This is a genomic window from Rhizobium sp. BK379 (assembly GCF_014193955.1).
GTDB lineage: Bacteria > Pseudomonadota > Alphaproteobacteria > Rhizobiales > Rhizobiaceae > Rhizobium.
The window spans coordinates 469,796-484,110 of record NZ_JACIAD010000005.1; the positions used below are offsets into that span (position 1 = coordinate 469,796).

Below are 14,315 nucleotides of genomic sequence, written 5' to 3' on the forward strand. Positions count from 1 at the left end.
TATGTCTCCGTCCTTTAATGTGCCGCATCACGACAAGACATCCCATTTTCGCGGAAAACGGAGAGCTCCGAAGCCACGAATCAAGTCTTAAAACAATACTTCGTTAGGGAATCGTCGGAAAGAGCGCGCCCAAAAAATAAGCCCCGGCATTTGTCAATGCCGAGGCCACCACATCTTGTGGATATCGAAGATGAAATCAGTATCTGTAGTGGTCAGCCTTGAACGGGCCCTGTGGCTTCACGCCGATATAGGCAGCCTGCTCTTCGCTGAGCTGGGTAAGCTTCACGCCGAGCTTGTCGAGATGAAGACGGGCAACCTTTTCGTCGAGGTGCTTCGGCAGGATGTAGACCTTGCTTTCGTACTGGCCGGGCTTGGTGAAGAGCTCGATCTGCGCCAGTGTCTGGTTGGTGAACGAGGCCGACATGACGAAGGACGGATGACCCGTTGCGTTGCCGAGGTTCAAGAGGCGGCCTTCGGAGAGAAGGATGATGCGGTTGCCCTTCGGGAACTCGATCAGGTCGACCTGCGGCTTGACGTTAGTCCACTTCAGGTTACGCAGTGCTGCAACTTCGATCTCGTTGTCGAAGTGGCCGATGTTGCCGACGATCGCCATATCCTTCATCTGACGCATGTGGTCGATGCGGATAACGTCCTTGTTGCCTGTCGTGGTGATGAAGATGTCGGCCGAGGAAACGACGTCCTCGAGCAGAACGACTTCATAGCCGTCCATGGCAGCCTGCAGGGCGCAGATCGGATCGGCTTCGGTGACCTTGACGCGGGCGCCGGCGCCGGAAAGCGAAGCGGCAGAACCCTTGCCCACGTCGCCGTAACCGCAGACGACGGCAACCTTGCCGGCCATCATGACGTCGGTGCCGCGACGAATGCCGTCGACCAGCGATTCCTTGCAGCCATACTTGTTGTCGAACTTCGACTTGGTGACGGAGTCGTTGACGTTGATCGCCGGGAAGGGCAGCAGGCCCTTCTGGCTGAGCTGGTAGAGGCGGTTGACGCCCGTCGTGGTCTCTTCGGTCACGCCCTTGATGGCGTCGCGCTGCTTGGTGAACCAACCGGGCGAAGCGGCAAGGCGCTTCTTGATCTGGGCGAAGAGGATTTCCTCTTCTTCGGAATGCGGGTTGGAAAGAACGTCCTCACCGGCTTCGGCACGAGCGCCGAGCAGGATGTACATGGTGGCATCGCCACCATCATCGAGGATCATGTTGGAGAAGCCGCCATCGGCCCACTGGAAGATCTTGTCGGTGTAAACCCAATAATCCTCAAGAGACTCGCCCTTGATGGCAAAAACCGGAACGCCGGAAGCGGCGATCGCTGCAGCGGCATGGTCCTGCGTCGAGAAGATGTTGCACGAAGCCCAGCGAACTTCGGCGCCGAGCGCGACCAGCGTCTCGATGAGAACGGCGGTCTGGATCGTCATGTGCAGCGAGCCGGTGATACGCGCGCCCTTCAGCGGCTTGGATTCACCGAATTCGGCGCGGCAGGACATGAGGCCGGGCATTTCGGTTTCGGCGATGGTGATTTCCTTGCGGCCGAAATCTGCAAGGCCGATATCGGCGACAACGTAATCTTTCTCAGTGCTCATTGGGCTCTCCAGGCTGAAACGTCTCAAAAACATCGCAAGGACGCGACGATGACCGCAACGGATCGAACGCGTGCGAAATGCACGTCATGCCCGCCGTTTATCAGGCTTCAGCCGGGAAGGCAACGGGGATATAAAGAAGTCTTTATATCTTTATATGGCGCTGAAGATCAGATCTCTTCGCCGAACTTGTTTTGGATAAGCTGATCGAGGGCCTCAAGCGCTTCGACAGCCTGATTGCCCGTCGCCGAGACGAGGACGCTTGAGCCGGGACTTGCCGCGAGCATCATGAGGCCCATGATGGAGGTGCCGCCAACCGTCATGCCGTCTTTCGAAACGGTGATCGTTGCATCGAAGGCATCGACCGTCTGGACGAATTTTGCCGAAGCACGCGCATGCAAACCGCGTTTGTTGATGATGAGGAGTTCCCGGGAGAGCGGTGTCATGGGGGCTTTTTACTTTCCGCTCAGGACCCGGCTTGCAACGTTGATATATTTGCGGCCTGCCTCGGAAGCCTCCGCAAGCGCCTTTTCCATGTTGTTCTCGCCGCGCACGCCGGCGAGCTTGATCAGCATCGGCAGGTTGACGCCGGCAATAACTTCGGTGTGGCCGCTGCTCATGACAGAGATTGCAAGATTGGAAGGGGTGCCGCCGAACATGTCGGTCAGAATGACGACGCCATGGCCGTCGTCTGCGCCGGAAACAGCTTCGAGAATGTCCTGTCGTCTTTGGTCCATATCGTCTTCCGGTCCGATGCAGACCGTTTCGATGAATTTCTGAGGACCGACGACGTGCTCTACAGCATGACGAAACTCTTCAGCCAGCTTGCCATGAGTGACAAGCACAAGTCCGATCATGATATTACTGCTCCCATGGCATACGCAAACCGTGGCCCCAATATCGCAACGCAGCAATTACGTCCACCGGTGGGGGCACATCTTGGCGATCAAAAGCCGAAGTGCAAGATAAAAATACAAACATGTAGGTCGTATCGGGCGCTCCGGAAGGCCTCAACTTCCGATTTCCGGCGCTTTTGCCATCAACACGGCAAGAGGCAAGGGAAGATTGGGCAGCAATCGCAATACGGGCAGCTCGAAACCCTCGGCAAGAAGGACGGTTTCTCCGTCCGCAGGCAGCCGGTTTTCTCCTGTTGCGCTGGCCGGCAGGATCGCAAAATGCATCTCTGCCCGGTCGATATGGTCGTGCTTGACGATCCCGGTGCCGCGCAACTCGATGAGGCCGGCAATAGCGGGCGGACAGGCGGCAGTGATTGCCCCGCCCTGTTTCGAAAGAAATACTTGATCATCGGCCACGAGAACAGAAGAAACACCCTGCCGTCGCGCCTCCGCCATGCAGGTAAAAGCCGTCATCGACTTGCCCCAGCCGGAGGGGCCGGTGAAAAGAAGGCCGGTCCTTCCGATGACGATTGCTGTGGCGTGGATATTGATCATGTCGCGGAATCGGCGGGAAGCGCAAGGATGAAGCGCGCGCCAAGCAATTTTCCGTCCTCGTCATCGACGATGTTTTCGGCTCGTAGCGAACCGCCATGCGCCTCGGCGATCTGCCGGCTGATGGAAAGCCCAAGGCCGGAATTCTGGCCGAAGCCTTCGGATTCAGGCCTGTCTGTATAAAACCGTTCGAAGATGCGGTCGATATTCTCTGCCTGGATGCCGGGACCATTGTCTTCGATATAAACGACGCAACGGGAGCGGGTACGGACCAGGCGCACCGTGATTTTGCCGTTCTGCTCCGGAACGAAGGAGCGGGCATTTTCGATCAGGTTGGTGATGATCTGGCCGATGCGCAGGTCATGCCCTTTAACGACAAAGCGAGTCTTGACGTTCGGCTTGCGATCGACGGCATACTCGATCTCGACCTTCTTCTTGGTGCTGCGAATCTGGCGCGACACGTCGATGAGATCGCGCAAAAATACCTCGAGATCGACCGAGCCGGCATCGACGCGCGCAAGCTCGGCATCGAGACGGGATGCGTCGGAAATATCGCTGATCAGGCGATCGAGGCGGCGGACGTCGTGCTGGATGACATCCATCAGCCGCTTCTTGGAATCGTCGGATTTGGCGAGCGGCAACGTCTCGACGGCGCTGCGCAGCGAGGTCAGCGGATTCTTGAGCTCATGGCTGACATCGGCCGCAAAACTCTCGATCGCATCGATGCGGTCGTAGAGGGCGGTCGTCATCTCGCGCAGAGCAATGGAAAGGTTGCCGATTTCATCCTGACGTACGGAAAAATCAGGGATCTCCTCGCGTTCCTTGGCGCCGCGGCGCACCCGGATCGCGGCCGCCGAAAGCCGGCGCAGCGGATTGGCGATGGTCGAAGAGAGAACCAGCGACAAGAGGACGTTCACGAGCGTTGCGACACCGAAGACGCGCATGATGGCAAGGCGTTCCGCATGCACGATATTGTCGATATCGCCGGCCTGCGTCGACAGCAGCAGCACGCCGAGTACGGCCCGGAAGCGCTGGATCGGTACCGCAACCGAAACGATGAGCTCGCCTTTTTCCGTCGTGCGGACAACTGCGCCGCGCACACCCGTCAGCGCATTCATCACTTCGGGATAGATGGAGCCGTCACCACCTGGCGCTTCCTTGTAAACAGGAAGATTGCCCGGTTGCAGTGCCTTATTGAAGAGGGCCGTGAACCATTCGCCCCAGGTCTGTTTTTCCTCTTCCACCGGCGGCAGGTCGAAACGCAGAACCTGGCCACGGGAATAGAGGTGACGGGAATCGAGCAGCAGATTGGCGTCGGCATCGAAGATGCGGGCCCGGGTGCGGGTCGGCGAGATCAGCCGGCGCAGAACGGGCGCCACCTTTTCCGGGTCGATCGGAAATTCGAGATCCTCGTCGTTTGGCACCGGCGTAATGCTCTGGCCGGCCTGCAGTTCGAGCAACTTTTGCGGATCGATGGTGATCGAATTCGTGTCGACCGAGGCCGATGCCGACACGGCACCGGCGATGATTTCGCCCTGTGTCAGCAGGCTCTCGACGCGCGCGTCGATCAGGCCTTCGCGGAACTGATTGAGATAGAGAATACCGCCGACAAGGACGAGCAGGGCCGCGAGGTTGAAGAAGACGATGCGGCGCGTCAGGCTGGAAAAGACGGCATTGCCGAAGATACGGCGGATCAGGGTGAAGGGGTGCGACCAACGCCGACCCCTGACGCGTCGGGTGCTTACGCCCTCCGCATCATCCAGATCCCTTTCCTGCACCAACTGTGCCAATCACGGCCCTTTCGGAGGGCGGGGCCAGTCTGACCGGCCCGCCGCCCTCATTCATCTCTTCCCGCGCTTTAAAGCGTCAGGCTGCTTCGCGGAAGCGGTAACCCACACCGTAAAGCGTTTCAATCATATCAAAGTCAGTGTCGACCATCTTGAACTTCTTGCGCAGCCGCTTGATGTGGCTGTCGATGGTGCGGTCATCAACATACACCTGTTCGTCATAGGCGGCATCCATCAGGGCGTCGCGGCTTTTCACCACACCCGGACGCTGGGCCAGCGAATGCAGGATCAGGAACTCGGTGACGGTGAGGGTGACTGCCTCGCCCTTCCAGGTGCAGGTGTGGCGTTCCTGGTCCATGACAAGCTGGCCGCGTTCGAGCGAACGGGCCTGCTGAACCGCGCCCGCCTTCGGCGTGCCGACGGTAGCGACGCCGCCAGCTGCGGCTGCCTCACGGCTCGACGCGCGGCGCAGAACGGCGCGAACACGCTCGACCAGCAGACGCTGCGAAAAAGGCTTGGTAATGAAATCGTCGGCGCCCATCTTCAGGCCGAAGAGCTCATCGATCTCTTCATCCTTGGAAGTGAGGAAGATGACGGGCATGTCCGATTTCTGGCGAAGGCGGCGCAGCAGCTCCATGCCGTCCATTCGTGGCATCTTGATATCGAAGATTGCTAGCTGCGGCGGGCGAGCGAGCAGACCATCCAGCGCTGAAGCGCCATCCGTATAGGTCTCGACCTTATATCCTTCAGCTTCCAGTGCAATCGACACGGAAGTGAGGATGTTGCGGTCGTCGTCAACGAGCGCGATTGTCGGCATGGTGTTGGTCTCCGTCATCAGTGCGCAATCTCCCGGATTGGTCGTCCCCAGGCGGTCTTCGTGACCGGGTGCGCTTATGGAGGATAAAGGTGGAACAAATTGTGGCAAAGATAAAGGGGTAGATTGCCAGCCACTGCAAGCCACAATCGACAGTAGTGCGACAAGTTGTTTCAACAGGAGGTCTTCAAACGATTTAAAAAGAATTATCGGAATTTAAATCGATTAATTATTTGATATTATTATCTTTTCTACGATTATCCCTATTGCCATTTAAAATTTCTCCTTTTACTTTCGCGATAATTTAACGGCCAAGGCGCCTCAGCGAAGGAAAAAGCTATGGAGACGTTCGGAGTTCATAACCAGGCAATCGAGCTGGCGACGATCGGTTTCAGCAACGTACGCAGCGTACGTTACAACCTGTCCGCAGCTCTTCTCTATGAGGAGGCGATTCGCCGGGGAGAAGCCGAACTGACAGCACAAGGCGCCCTTCGTGCCACGACTGGGCAACACACGGGCCGCTCGCCGCGCGACAAGTTCGTCGTTCGCGATGGGAATACCGACGCACTGATCTGGTGGGATAACAACAAGCCGATGTCGCCGGAGCATTTCGCGCTGCTGCACAAGGATATGCTGGCCCATGCTGCCGGCAAGGACCTCTTCGTGCAGGATCTCGTCGGCGGCGCCGACGCGGGCCACGCATTGCCGACCCGCGTTGTGACCGAATTCGCGTGGCACTCGCTTTTCATCCGCAACCTGCTGATCCGTCCGAAGGCTGATGCACTCGCAGGCTTTGCGCCGAGGCTGACGATCATCGACCTGCCACGCTTCAAGGCCGATCCGGAGCGTTACGGTTGCCGCACCGAAACGGTGATCGCCTGTGATCTGACCAACGGCATCGTGCTGATCGCCGGTACCTCCTATGCCGGCGAAATGAAGAAATCCGTCTTCACCGTGCTGAACTACCTGCTGCCGGAAAAGGGCGTCATGCCGATGCACTGCTCGGCCAATGTCGGCCCGGCAGGCGATGCTGCCGTCTTCTTCGGTCTCTCGGGCACCGGCAAGACGACCCTTTCGGCTGACCCGGCACGCACCCTGATCGGCGATGACGAACACGGCTGGAGCGAAAACGGCATCTTCAATTTCGAAGGCGGCTGCTACGCCAAGACCATTCGCCTCTCGGCAGAGGCCGAACCGGAAATCTATGCCACGACACAGCGTTTTGGCACTGTCCTTGAAAACGTCGTTCTCAACGAAAACCGCGAGCCGGATTTCGACGATGCGTCGCTGACGGAAAACACGCGCTGCGCCTACCCGATGGATTTCATTCCGAACGCATCCGAAACCGGCCTTGCGCCTCATCCGAAGACGATCATCATGCTGACGGCCGATGCCTTCGGTGTCATGCCGCCGATCGCCAAGCTGACGCCAGAGCAGGCCATGTACCACTTCCTCTCCGGTTACACTGCCAAGGTGGCAGGCACCGAAAAGGGTGTAATCGAGCCGGAAGCAACGTTCTCGACCTGCTTCGGCGCACCCTTCATGCCGCGTCATCCGGCTGAATACGGCAATCTGCTGAAGGAGCTGATCGGCCGCCACGGCGTTGAATGCTGGCTGGTCAACACCGGCTGGACTGGTGGCGCGTATGGCATCGGCAAGCGCATGCCCATCAAGGCAACCCGTGCGTTGCTGACGGCCGCCCTTTCGGGCGAGCTTGCCAAGGTCGAGCTTCGCGCCGATCCGAATTTCGGCTTTGCCGTTCCGGTCGCAGTCGAAGGCGTGGATACGGGCATCCTCGATCCGCGCTCGACCTGGGCCGATAAGCAGGCCTATGACGCGCAGGCTGAAAAGCTGGTCTCCATGTTCATCGCCAACTTCGCCAAGTTCGAAAGCCATGTCGACGGCGGCGTGCGCGATGCAGCGCCCGGCATCAAGGTCGCAGCCGAGTAACTCGGTACCCGAACCAGTCGATTCACGTGAAACCCGGTCGCGCCTGTGCCGGGTTTCACCGCTTTCAATTCGCAGTGATTATGCGCTAGAAGGCGGTATGGCCAGCGACGCGCTCTACATCAACGACAGGATCACCATCGCCGGATGGGAGCTGACGGAACAGTTCGTTCTGGCGGGCGGTCCTGGCGGGCAGAACGTCAACAAGGTGTCGACCGCCGTCCAGCTTTTCTTCAATATCCCGAATTCGCCTTCACTCAACGAGCGAGTGAAGGCTAATGCGATCAAGCTTGCCGGCAGGCGCATGTCGAAGGACGGCGTATTGATGATCGAGGCAAGTCGGTTCCGCAGCCAGGACCGCAACCGCGAGGATGCGCGCGAGCGGCTGAAGGAGCTGGTCCTGGAGGCCGCCAAGCCGCCACCGCCGCCACGCAAGAAGACAAAACCGACCAAGGGCTCGATCGAACGACGGCTGAAGGAAAAATCCGGCCGGTCTGAAGTCAAGAAGATGCGTGGCCGCCTGGGCGGCGGGGAGTGACATGCCGGAACTTTTGAGCGGCATTCGCCATCTTCCGGAATATCTGGATCGTGCCCGCCAGGAGGCACTGGTCGGCATCATCAGGACCATCGTCGCAGAAGCGCCGCTCTACGTGCCAGTCATGCCCGGTACCGGCAAGCCGATGTCGGTGCGGATGACCAATTGCGGTTCGCTCGGCTGGGTCACGGATAAGGAGCGAGGCTATCGCTATCAACCGATGCATCCGGCAACCGGTAGGCCATGGCCGGCCATACCTTCTGAATTGCTTGATATCTGGCATGACGTTTCGGGTTACGACAAACCGCCCGAAGCTTGCCTCGTCAATTTCTATTCCGACGAGGCGCGCATGGGTCTGCATCAGGACAAGGATGAGAACGATCTGAAGGCGCCGGTCGTGTCGATTTCCCTCGGCAACGCCTGCCTCTTCCGTGTCGGTGGGATGAACCGCAACGACAAGACCATGTCCTTCAAGCTGTCGAGCGGCGATCTTGTCATTCTCGGTGGGGAGGGGCGGCTCTGCTTCCACGGCGTCGACCGCATCTATCCGGCAACATCCACGCTTCTGAAGAACGGCGGACGCATCAACCTGACGCTCCGTCGTGTCAATCCTTGACCCGTGAAGACCCCTAGAGTTTGCGCAGTGCCACCTGCTCGATCAGGTGATCCTTGCCCTTGCGCAGAATAAGATCGGCGCGTGGCCGCGTCGGCAGGATGTTCTGGCGCAGGTTCTTGAGATTAATGTTCGCCCAGAGGTCTTCTGCGATCGCAACGGCTTCTTCCTCGCTGATCGATGCATAACGGTGGAAGTAGGAATTCGGATCCCGGAAGGCCGTTTCCCTGAGGCGCATGAAACGCGTGACGTACCAATTGTGGATCTGTGTTTCCTCGGCGTCGATATAGATCGAGAAGTCGAAGAAGTCGGACACCATCGGCACGATCTTGCCGTCCGCCGGCAGGTCACGCGATTGCAGGACGTTGATGCCCTCGAAGATCAGAATATCGGGCCGGTCAACGATCTTGTACTCGTCCGGCAGCACGTCATAGACGAGGTGCGAATAGGAGGGTGCCCTAACATCCGGCAGGCCGGCCTTGATCGCCGACAGGAAACGCAGGATTGCGCCGGTGTCGTAACTCTCCGGAAAACCCTTGCGCTGCATCAGGTTCTCGCGCTTCAGCACGGCGTTCGGATGGAGGAAGCCGTCCGTGGTAACGAGATCGACCTTGGGACTGGACGGCCAGCGGCCAAGCAGCTCTTTCAGAATACGCGCCGTCGTGGATTTGCCGACAGCCACCGATCCGGCAATGCCGATCACGAACGGGGTCTTCGTCACGTTCGAGAGACTGAGGAACCGGTTGCGCTGCTCGAACAGCAGCTGCGAGGATTCCACATGCGCGGAAAGCAGGCGCGACAGCGACAGGTAGATGCGCCTGACTTCGTCGAGGTCGATCGGGTCGCCCATGGAGCGAAGCCGTTTGACCTCGTCGGCCGTCAGCGTCATCGGCGTATCGGCACGAAACTTCGCCCACTGTTCCGATGTGAAGAAGTGATAGGGGGAATAGGAGGCGGTCTGGAAGTGATCCAGCTTTTCCGCCACTCCGATAATCTGTGTCGCGATACTCATGAATTCTGCCGGCTGGCCTTTTCCTTGAGGCCGGATTGCGCGGTCCGCCGCGCAAGTTCGGTCATGACATTCTCTAACGGTATTTTAGCAATCTTCAATACGACCATTAGGTGATAGAGAACGTCGGCTGCTTCATAGGTGAGGTTATCGCGATCGTTGGTGATTGCCGCCATCACAGCTTCGATCGCTTCCTCGCCGAGTTTCTTAGCTGCTTTCTGCTGTCCGCCCGCTACCAGCTTGGCGGTCCAGGATTCGTCCGGAGAGGCCTTCGCCCGCTCTTCGACGATCCGCTCGAGGTCGGAAAGGGAAAATCCGCTCATGATACTGCTTTCAAACTCAGTCGAGACGCATCGCGATGCCGCGCTCTGACATATAGTGTTTTGCTTCGCCGACGGAATAGGTGCCGAAATGGAAGATTGACGCGGCGAGCACCGCATTGGCATGACCTTCCTTCACACCGGCCACGAGATCGTCGAGATCACCCACACCGCCAGACGCGATGACGGGCACGCGGACGGAATCGGCAATCGCCCGGGTCAGCTCCAGATCGTAGCCGATCTTCGTGCCGTCGCGGTCCATCGAGGTGACGAGCAACTCGCCGGCGCCGCGGGCAACCATCTTCTGCGCGAATTCCACGGCGTCTATGCCGGTCGCGTTGCGGCCGCCATGCGTATAGATCTCCCAGGCACTGAGATTGTCGCCGCCGACCTGCTGCGTCAGGCGCCGTTTGGCATCGATCGACACGACGATGCACTGGTCGCCAAACTTGTCGGCTGCCTCGGCCACGAAATCCGGATTGTTGACCGCCGCCGAATTGATCGAGACCTTGTCGGCACCGCAAAGCAGCAGCTTGCGGATATCGGCAATGGTGCGAACGCCGCCGCCGACTGTGAGCGGCATGAAGCATTGCTCCGCCGTGCGCGCCACGACATCGAAAATCGTCTCGCGATTGTCCGAAGAGGCGGTAATGTCGAGGAAGCACAGCTCGTCGGCACCGGCTGCATCATAGGCCTTGGCCGCTTCGACCGGATCGCCGGCATCGACCAGATTAAGGAAGTTGACGCCCTTGACGACACGGCCGTCCTTGACGTCGAGGCAGGGGATCACGCGGGCTTTCAGGCTCATTATGCATTCTCCTTGGCCCGGGCGGCCTTGATGAGATCGAGCGCCTCCTTGGGATCTATCCGGCCGTCGTAGAGGGCGCGGCCGGAAATGGCGCCTTCGAGCTTGCCGGCATCCGGCTGCAGCATGCGCTTGATGTCATCGATCGACGCAAGGCCACCTGATGCGATGACCGGAATAGAAACGGCGTCCGCCAGCTCCAGCGTCGATGTCCAGTTGATGCCTGTCAGGATGCCGTCACGATCGATGTCGGTATAGATGATCGCCGCAACGCCGGCACCCTCGAATTTCTTTGCGAGTTCGATGATGCCGAGTTCGGAAGCCTCCGCCCAGCCTTCTACGGCCACCTTGCCGCCTTTGGCATCGATGCCGACGGCAACATGGTCCGGAAATTTCTTGCAGGCTTCGATCACAAGTGCCGGATCACGCACGGCAACGGTGCCGAGGATGACGCGGCGCAGCCCACGCGAAAGCCAGTTCTCGATATGATCGAGCGTACGGATGCCGCCGCCGAGCTGAACAGGGTTTTTCGTGGCCTTCAGGATCGCCTCAACCGCATCGCCATTGGCCGAATGTCCCGCGAAGGCACCGTCGAGATCGACCACATGCAGCCATTCGAAACCCTGCTCTTCGAAGGATTTCGCCTGGGCAGCCGGATCGGTATTGTAGACCGTTGCCTGTTGCATGTCGCCGAGCTTCAGGCGAACGCATTGTCCGCCCTTAAGGTCGATCGCGGGAAAAAGGATCATTCGTCTCAGGTCCGTAGCGTCGTGGGCACTATCAGTGCATTCCACGCATCTACGATATCCGAACGAAAAAAGACAGCGGCAATGGTGAGAGCGGCAAAAAGCACCAGCAGCAGCAACGTAACAGTGAAGCCGACCCGCACCTGGCGCCAGAAACCGGTGCGTTTCTTCACCGACTTTTCGATATCGCGCACCTGACGCAACGCCTCGCTATTGGTGGCAACGAGCTGGATTTGCGGCTCCATGGCTTCGACATAGATTTCGGCATAGCTTGACAGGATCTGCGAGGCGCGGTCGCGCAAGGTGTTGCGCAGATCGGCGGAGAGGTAGTTGCTCGTTACCGCCGCGATTTCCGCGTCGTTTGGTGAGCGGCCCGCATTGCGCTTGCGATGGCTGACGATAAAGTCCCGCTTCTGGCGCTCATAAAGTGCATAAGCAAGCAGGCCGATCAGATCGTCTTCACCTTCGATGTAGAATTCCAGCACCGCTTCAGCGAGATCGCCGGCGCTTACCTCGCCCGATCGCAGTCTTGGGTTCTCTTTTCCCGGAAAGGTCTCCTGCATCAGCCGCCGAGCCTCTCTTTGAGCGCCTTTGATGCGTTCACGAGTGCTTTGCGATGCAGGGTCTCATCGACTTGGCGGATGATCACCCCGCCAGGCAGCCGGATATCGACGAACGGCGGCTGGCCCTCTCTGGCCGGCCGCAGCCTGTAGAATATCTTGCCTGATTTCCGCGAAGCCGGCATTGAGCACGCTCCTGTATCCACCCCTTCACTTATAGGGGAAATAAGGCGCGCGTATTAAAAGACAGCCCTTACGGCGCCCAGCGCAGGAAATTCGCGATCAGCGCCAGTCCGAGCTTCTGGCTCTTTTCCGGATGGAACTGCGAACCCGCCATATTGTCCCGACCAACGAAGGCCGTCATCGGCCCACCATAATCGGTCATCGCAATCACATCGCCGGCATTCTCGGCTGCCAGATGGTAGGAGTGCACGAAATAGGCGTGCAGGCCATCGGGCCCCGTCGGAATGCCGTCGAAAAGCGGATGCTCATATTTCAGATTGAGCGTGTTCCAGCCGATCTGCGGGATTTTCAGCTCGGGATCGGCAGGCGTCATCTCGACGACGTCACCCGGAATCCAGCCGAAACCCTGCGTCACCGTCTTTTCGAGCCCGCGCGAAGACATGAGCTGCATGCCGACGCAAATCCCGAGGAAAGGCTGCGCCCTCTTCTCGACAGCCTCAAGCAAAGCTTCCGTCATGCCGGGCACGGCATCGAGCCCGCGGCGGCAATCGGCATAGGCGCCGACACCGGGAAGCACGATCCGATCGGCGGCGGCAACGATCTCGGCCTTGTCGGTCAGGTTGATCTCGGCCTCGATGCCGGCTTCGCGGGCGGCGCGTTCGAAAGCCTTGGTGGCCGAGCGCAGATTGCCAGAGCCGTAGTCGATAATCGCGACGCGCATTATTTGCGCCCTCCGTCAAAGCCGAAGAGACCGAGCGAAGTGGAATGACCCGGCCGCATCTGCGGACTGGAAGCCTGGTTCCATTCGGGCACCTTCAGATCGGCGCCGGTCTCGATGTTGGAAAAATAGATCTCTTCCGCAAGATCGATCGAGGAAGCGCTGATTGCGACCTCCTCGCGCCAACCGCGGGAGGCAAGGCCGCGGATACGGAAATTCTGTCCCTCGAACCCGACGAGCAGGTTCACGCCGAAGGCGAGAGCCATTCCCGCCGGCCCGAAGCCTGGTTCTTCCGCCAGCACGCCGCCGATAGCCTGCAGTGCAAACGCAATGATTGCGTGAAGCCAGAGGCGATGCGCAAGCAGCCAGATCCAGGGAAAGAGGAAGGCAAGCCACGAGAAACCGTCACGGATCGTGCGCGTATCCTCGCGCTGACCATCAGGCGGAACAAGAAAAACGTAGCTGGATGCCATCTGACGCTCCCTGATGGGGCTCAGGCGAGCGTGCCCTTTGTCGAGGGAACGCGGCCTGCCTGCCGTGGATCGATCTCTGTCGCCGTGCGCAGAACGCGGGCGACGGCCTTGAAGCATGTCTCTGCAATATGGTGGTTGTTGGCACCATAGTGATTGAGAATATGCAGCGTGATCCCGGCATTCTGGGCAAGCGCCTGGAAGAATTCGCGCACCAGTTCGGTATCGAAAGTGCCGATCTTCGGCGCGCTGAAGGAAACGTTCCAGACGAGGAAGGGGCGGCCGGAAAGATCGACGGCAGCCTTCGTCATCGTCTCGTCCATGGCGAGATCGATCGAGGCATAACGGGTGATGCCACGGCGGTCGCCGAGCGCCTTGGCGATCGCCTGGCCGATGGCGATGCCGGTATCCTCGACCGTATGATGGTCGTCGATATGCAGATCGCCCTTGGACTCGATTTCCATATCGATCAGCGAATGTCGCGAAAGCTGATCCAGCATATGGTCGAAGAAGCCGACGCCCGTCGAAATCGTTGATTTGCCGGTGCCGTCGAGATTGACGGAAACGGAAATGGACGTCTCATTGGTCTTACGGGAAACACTACCCGTGCGGCTTGCTGCGGTCTCGGCCATATGGCTTTCTCCTTGAAATCAAGGTGGTTTCTTATCAGGCAGATTGCGAAATATCCAGAAGCGTGGGGGCAGAAAAGGAAGGCCATTTGCAATCGTCGCGGGCCCTCTTACATAGGGTTCAACAGGGCCGGCGT

Annotated in this window: 18 protein-coding genes; 3 read left to right on the forward strand and 15 right to left on the reverse strand. The window is 59.0% G+C overall.

The genetic code is table 11. From position 1 onward, the window contains the following. Nucleotides 1-196: 196 nt before the first annotated feature. The 6 genes from ahcY to FHT93_RS23915 form a co-directional block, all read right to left on the reverse strand. Nucleotides 197-1,597 (reverse strand): adenosylhomocysteinase, encoded by a 1,401-nt coding sequence (gene ahcY, locus FHT93_RS23890; RefSeq protein WP_112544990.1) that lies wholly within the window; start codon nt 1,595-1,597, stop codon nt 197-199. A gap of 167 nt (nt 1,598-1,764) precedes the next feature. Continuing rightward, the gene (locus FHT93_RS23895) at nt 1,765-2,040 is read right to left on the reverse strand and encodes an HPr family phosphocarrier protein (RefSeq protein WP_112544991.1); all 276 of its coding nucleotides are present in this window, start codon (nt 2,038-2,040) and stop codon (nt 1,765-1,767) included. Between the two features lie 9 nt (nt 2,041-2,049). Continuing rightward, nucleotides 2,050-2,451, reverse strand: coding sequence for a PTS sugar transporter subunit IIA (locus FHT93_RS23900; protein ID WP_007813746.1), 402 nt, complete (start codon nt 2,449-2,451; stop codon nt 2,050-2,052). A gap of 153 nt (nt 2,452-2,604) precedes the next feature. After that, a complete protein-coding gene (locus tag FHT93_RS23905; protein ID WP_112970654.1) occupies nt 2,605-3,045 on the reverse strand; it encodes a serine/threonine protein kinase in 441 nt (146 codons plus the stop codon). Then, complete coding sequence (locus tag FHT93_RS23910) at nt 3,042-4,832, reverse strand: sensor histidine kinase (protein WP_112544993.1); 1,791 nt, start codon at nt 4,830-4,832, stop codon at nt 3,042-3,044. The genes FHT93_RS23905 and FHT93_RS23910 overlap by 4 nt, the downstream gene beginning before the upstream one ends. Nucleotides 4,833-4,908: 76 nt before the next feature. Further along, nucleotides 4,909-5,646, reverse strand: coding sequence for a response regulator transcription factor (locus FHT93_RS23915; protein WP_210295463.1), 738 nt, complete (start codon nt 5,644-5,646; stop codon nt 4,909-4,911). Nucleotides 5,647-5,982: 336 nt separating this feature from the next. Here FHT93_RS23915 and FHT93_RS23920 point away from each other — a divergent pair, with 336 nt between their 5' ends. From FHT93_RS23920 to FHT93_RS23930, 3 genes are all read left to right on the forward strand, one after another. Continuing rightward, on the forward strand, nt 5,983-7,593 hold the full coding sequence (locus FHT93_RS23920) for a phosphoenolpyruvate carboxykinase (RefSeq protein WP_183849719.1): 1,611 nt from the start codon (nt 5,983-5,985) through the stop codon (nt 7,591-7,593). A gap of 97 nt (nt 7,594-7,690) precedes the next feature. Continuing rightward, nucleotides 7,691-8,128, forward strand: a complete 438-nt coding sequence (arfB, locus tag FHT93_RS23925; RefSeq protein ID WP_112970651.1) for an alternative ribosome rescue aminoacyl-tRNA hydrolase ArfB — start codon at nt 7,691-7,693, stop codon at nt 8,126-8,128. Between the two features lies 1 nt (nt 8,129). Then, nucleotides 8,130-8,741 (forward strand): alpha-ketoglutarate-dependent dioxygenase AlkB, encoded by a 612-nt coding sequence (locus FHT93_RS23930; RefSeq protein ID WP_183849721.1) that lies wholly within the window; start codon nt 8,130-8,132, stop codon nt 8,739-8,741. 13 nt (nt 8,742-8,754) lie between these two features. On the opposite strand, the gene coaA is transcribed toward FHT93_RS23930, so the two are convergent. The 9 genes from coaA to hisB all read right to left on the reverse strand — a co-directional run bounded on the left by coaA (nt 8,755) and on the right by hisB (nt 14,181). Next, on the reverse strand, nt 8,755-9,750 hold the full coding sequence (gene coaA / locus FHT93_RS23935) for a type I pantothenate kinase (RefSeq protein ID WP_112544997.1): 996 nt from the start codon (nt 9,748-9,750) through the stop codon (nt 8,755-8,757). Further along, nucleotides 9,747-10,070 carry a phosphoribosyl-ATP diphosphatase gene (locus tag FHT93_RS23940; protein ID WP_183849723.1) on the reverse strand — a complete coding sequence of 108 codons (324 nt, stop codon included), beginning with the start codon at nt 10,068-10,070 and terminating at the stop codon, nt 9,747-9,749. Before FHT93_RS23940 ends, coaA begins: the two co-directional genes overlap by 4 nt. A gap of 16 nt (nt 10,071-10,086) precedes the next feature. Next, nucleotides 10,087-10,875, reverse strand: a complete 789-nt coding sequence (gene hisF, locus FHT93_RS23945; RefSeq protein WP_112970649.1) for an imidazole glycerol phosphate synthase subunit HisF — start codon at nt 10,873-10,875, stop codon at nt 10,087-10,089. Then, on the reverse strand, nt 10,875-11,621 hold the full coding sequence (hisA, locus tag FHT93_RS23950; protein ID WP_183849725.1) for a 1-(5-phosphoribosyl)-5-[(5-phosphoribosylamino)methylideneamino]imidazole-4-carboxamide isomerase: 747 nt from the start codon (nt 11,619-11,621) through the stop codon (nt 10,875-10,877). Before hisA ends, hisF begins: the two co-directional genes overlap by 1 nt. A gap of 5 nt (nt 11,622-11,626) precedes the next feature. Next, complete coding sequence (locus tag FHT93_RS23955; RefSeq protein ID WP_183849727.1) at nt 11,627-12,181, reverse strand: hypothetical protein; 555 nt, start codon at nt 12,179-12,181, stop codon at nt 11,627-11,629. Then, on the reverse strand, nt 12,181-12,363 hold the full coding sequence (locus FHT93_RS23960) for a hypothetical protein (protein WP_112545002.1): 183 nt from the start codon (nt 12,361-12,363) through the stop codon (nt 12,181-12,183). Before FHT93_RS23960 ends, FHT93_RS23955 begins: the two co-directional genes overlap by 1 nt. Nucleotides 12,364-12,431: 68 nt before the next feature. Beyond that, entirely contained in the window at nt 12,432-13,082 is a 651-nt protein-coding gene (gene hisH, locus FHT93_RS23965; RefSeq protein WP_183849729.1) for an imidazole glycerol phosphate synthase subunit HisH, read from the reverse strand. Continuing rightward, nucleotides 13,082-13,552 carry a DUF2628 domain-containing protein gene (locus FHT93_RS23970; protein ID WP_112970645.1) on the reverse strand — a complete coding sequence of 157 codons (471 nt, stop codon included), beginning with the start codon at nt 13,550-13,552 and terminating at the stop codon, nt 13,082-13,084. Before FHT93_RS23970 ends, hisH begins: the two co-directional genes overlap by 1 nt. Before the next feature lie 20 nt (nt 13,553-13,572). Then, a complete protein-coding gene (gene hisB / locus FHT93_RS23975; protein WP_112545005.1) occupies nt 13,573-14,181 on the reverse strand; it encodes an imidazoleglycerol-phosphate dehydratase HisB in 609 nt (202 codons plus the stop codon). Nucleotides 14,182-14,315: the final 134 nt, after the last annotated feature.

What these genes read in the sequence shown, in the direction of transcription:
- FHT93_RS23905 (WP_112970654.1), bottom strand. Translation starts at nt 3,045, where the DNA reads ATGATCAATATCCACGCCACAGCAATCGTCATCGGAAGGACCGGCCTT.
- FHT93_RS23920 (WP_183849719.1), top strand. Translation starts at nt 5,983, where the DNA reads ATGGAGACGTTCGGAGTTCATAACCAGGCAATCGAGCTGGCGACGATC.
- FHT93_RS23970 (WP_112970645.1), bottom strand. Translation starts at nt 13,552, where the DNA reads ATGGCATCCAGCTACGTTTTTCTTGTTCCGCCTGATGGTCAGCGCGAG.
- FHT93_RS23960 (WP_112545002.1), bottom strand. Translation starts at nt 12,363, where the DNA reads ATGCCGGCTTCGCGGAAATCAGGCAAGATATTCTACAGGCTGCGGCCG.
- arfB (WP_112970651.1), top strand. Translation starts at nt 7,691, where the DNA reads ATGGCCAGCGACGCGCTCTACATCAACGACAGGATCACCATCGCCGGA.
- hisB (WP_112545005.1), bottom strand. Translation starts at nt 14,181, where the DNA reads ATGGCCGAGACCGCAGCAAGCCGCACGGGTAGTGTTTCCCGTAAGACC.
- FHT93_RS23895 (WP_112544991.1), bottom strand. Translation starts at nt 2,040, where the DNA reads ATGACACCGCTCTCCCGGGAACTCCTCATCATCAACAAACGCGGTTTG.
- coaA (WP_112544997.1), bottom strand. Translation starts at nt 9,750, where the DNA reads ATGAGTATCGCGACACAGATTATCGGAGTGGCGGAAAAGCTGGATCAC.
- hisF (WP_112970649.1), bottom strand. Translation starts at nt 10,875, where the DNA reads ATGAGCCTGAAAGCCCGCGTGATCCCCTGCCTCGACGTCAAGGACGGC.
- hisA (WP_183849725.1), bottom strand. Translation starts at nt 11,621, where the DNA reads ATGATCCTTTTTCCCGCGATCGACCTTAAGGGCGGACAATGCGTTCGC.
- FHT93_RS23940 (WP_183849723.1), bottom strand. Translation starts at nt 10,070, where the DNA reads ATGAGCGGATTTTCCCTTTCCGACCTCGAGCGGATCGTCGAAGAGCGG.
- FHT93_RS23915 (WP_210295463.1), bottom strand. Translation starts at nt 5,646, where the DNA reads ATGCCGACAATCGCGCTCGTTGACGACGACCGCAACATCCTCACTTCC.
- hisH (WP_183849729.1), bottom strand. Translation starts at nt 13,082, where the DNA reads ATGCGCGTCGCGATTATCGACTACGGCTCTGGCAATCTGCGCTCGGCC.
- FHT93_RS23900 (WP_007813746.1), bottom strand. Translation starts at nt 2,451, where the DNA reads ATGATCGGACTTGTGCTTGTCACTCATGGCAAGCTGGCTGAAGAGTTT.
- ahcY (WP_112544990.1), bottom strand. Translation starts at nt 1,597, where the DNA reads ATGAGCACTGAGAAAGATTACGTTGTCGCCGATATCGGCCTTGCAGAT.
- FHT93_RS23955 (WP_183849727.1), bottom strand. Translation starts at nt 12,181, where the DNA reads ATGCAGGAGACCTTTCCGGGAAAAGAGAACCCAAGACTGCGATCGGGC.
- FHT93_RS23930 (WP_183849721.1), top strand. Translation starts at nt 8,130, where the DNA reads ATGCCGGAACTTTTGAGCGGCATTCGCCATCTTCCGGAATATCTGGAT.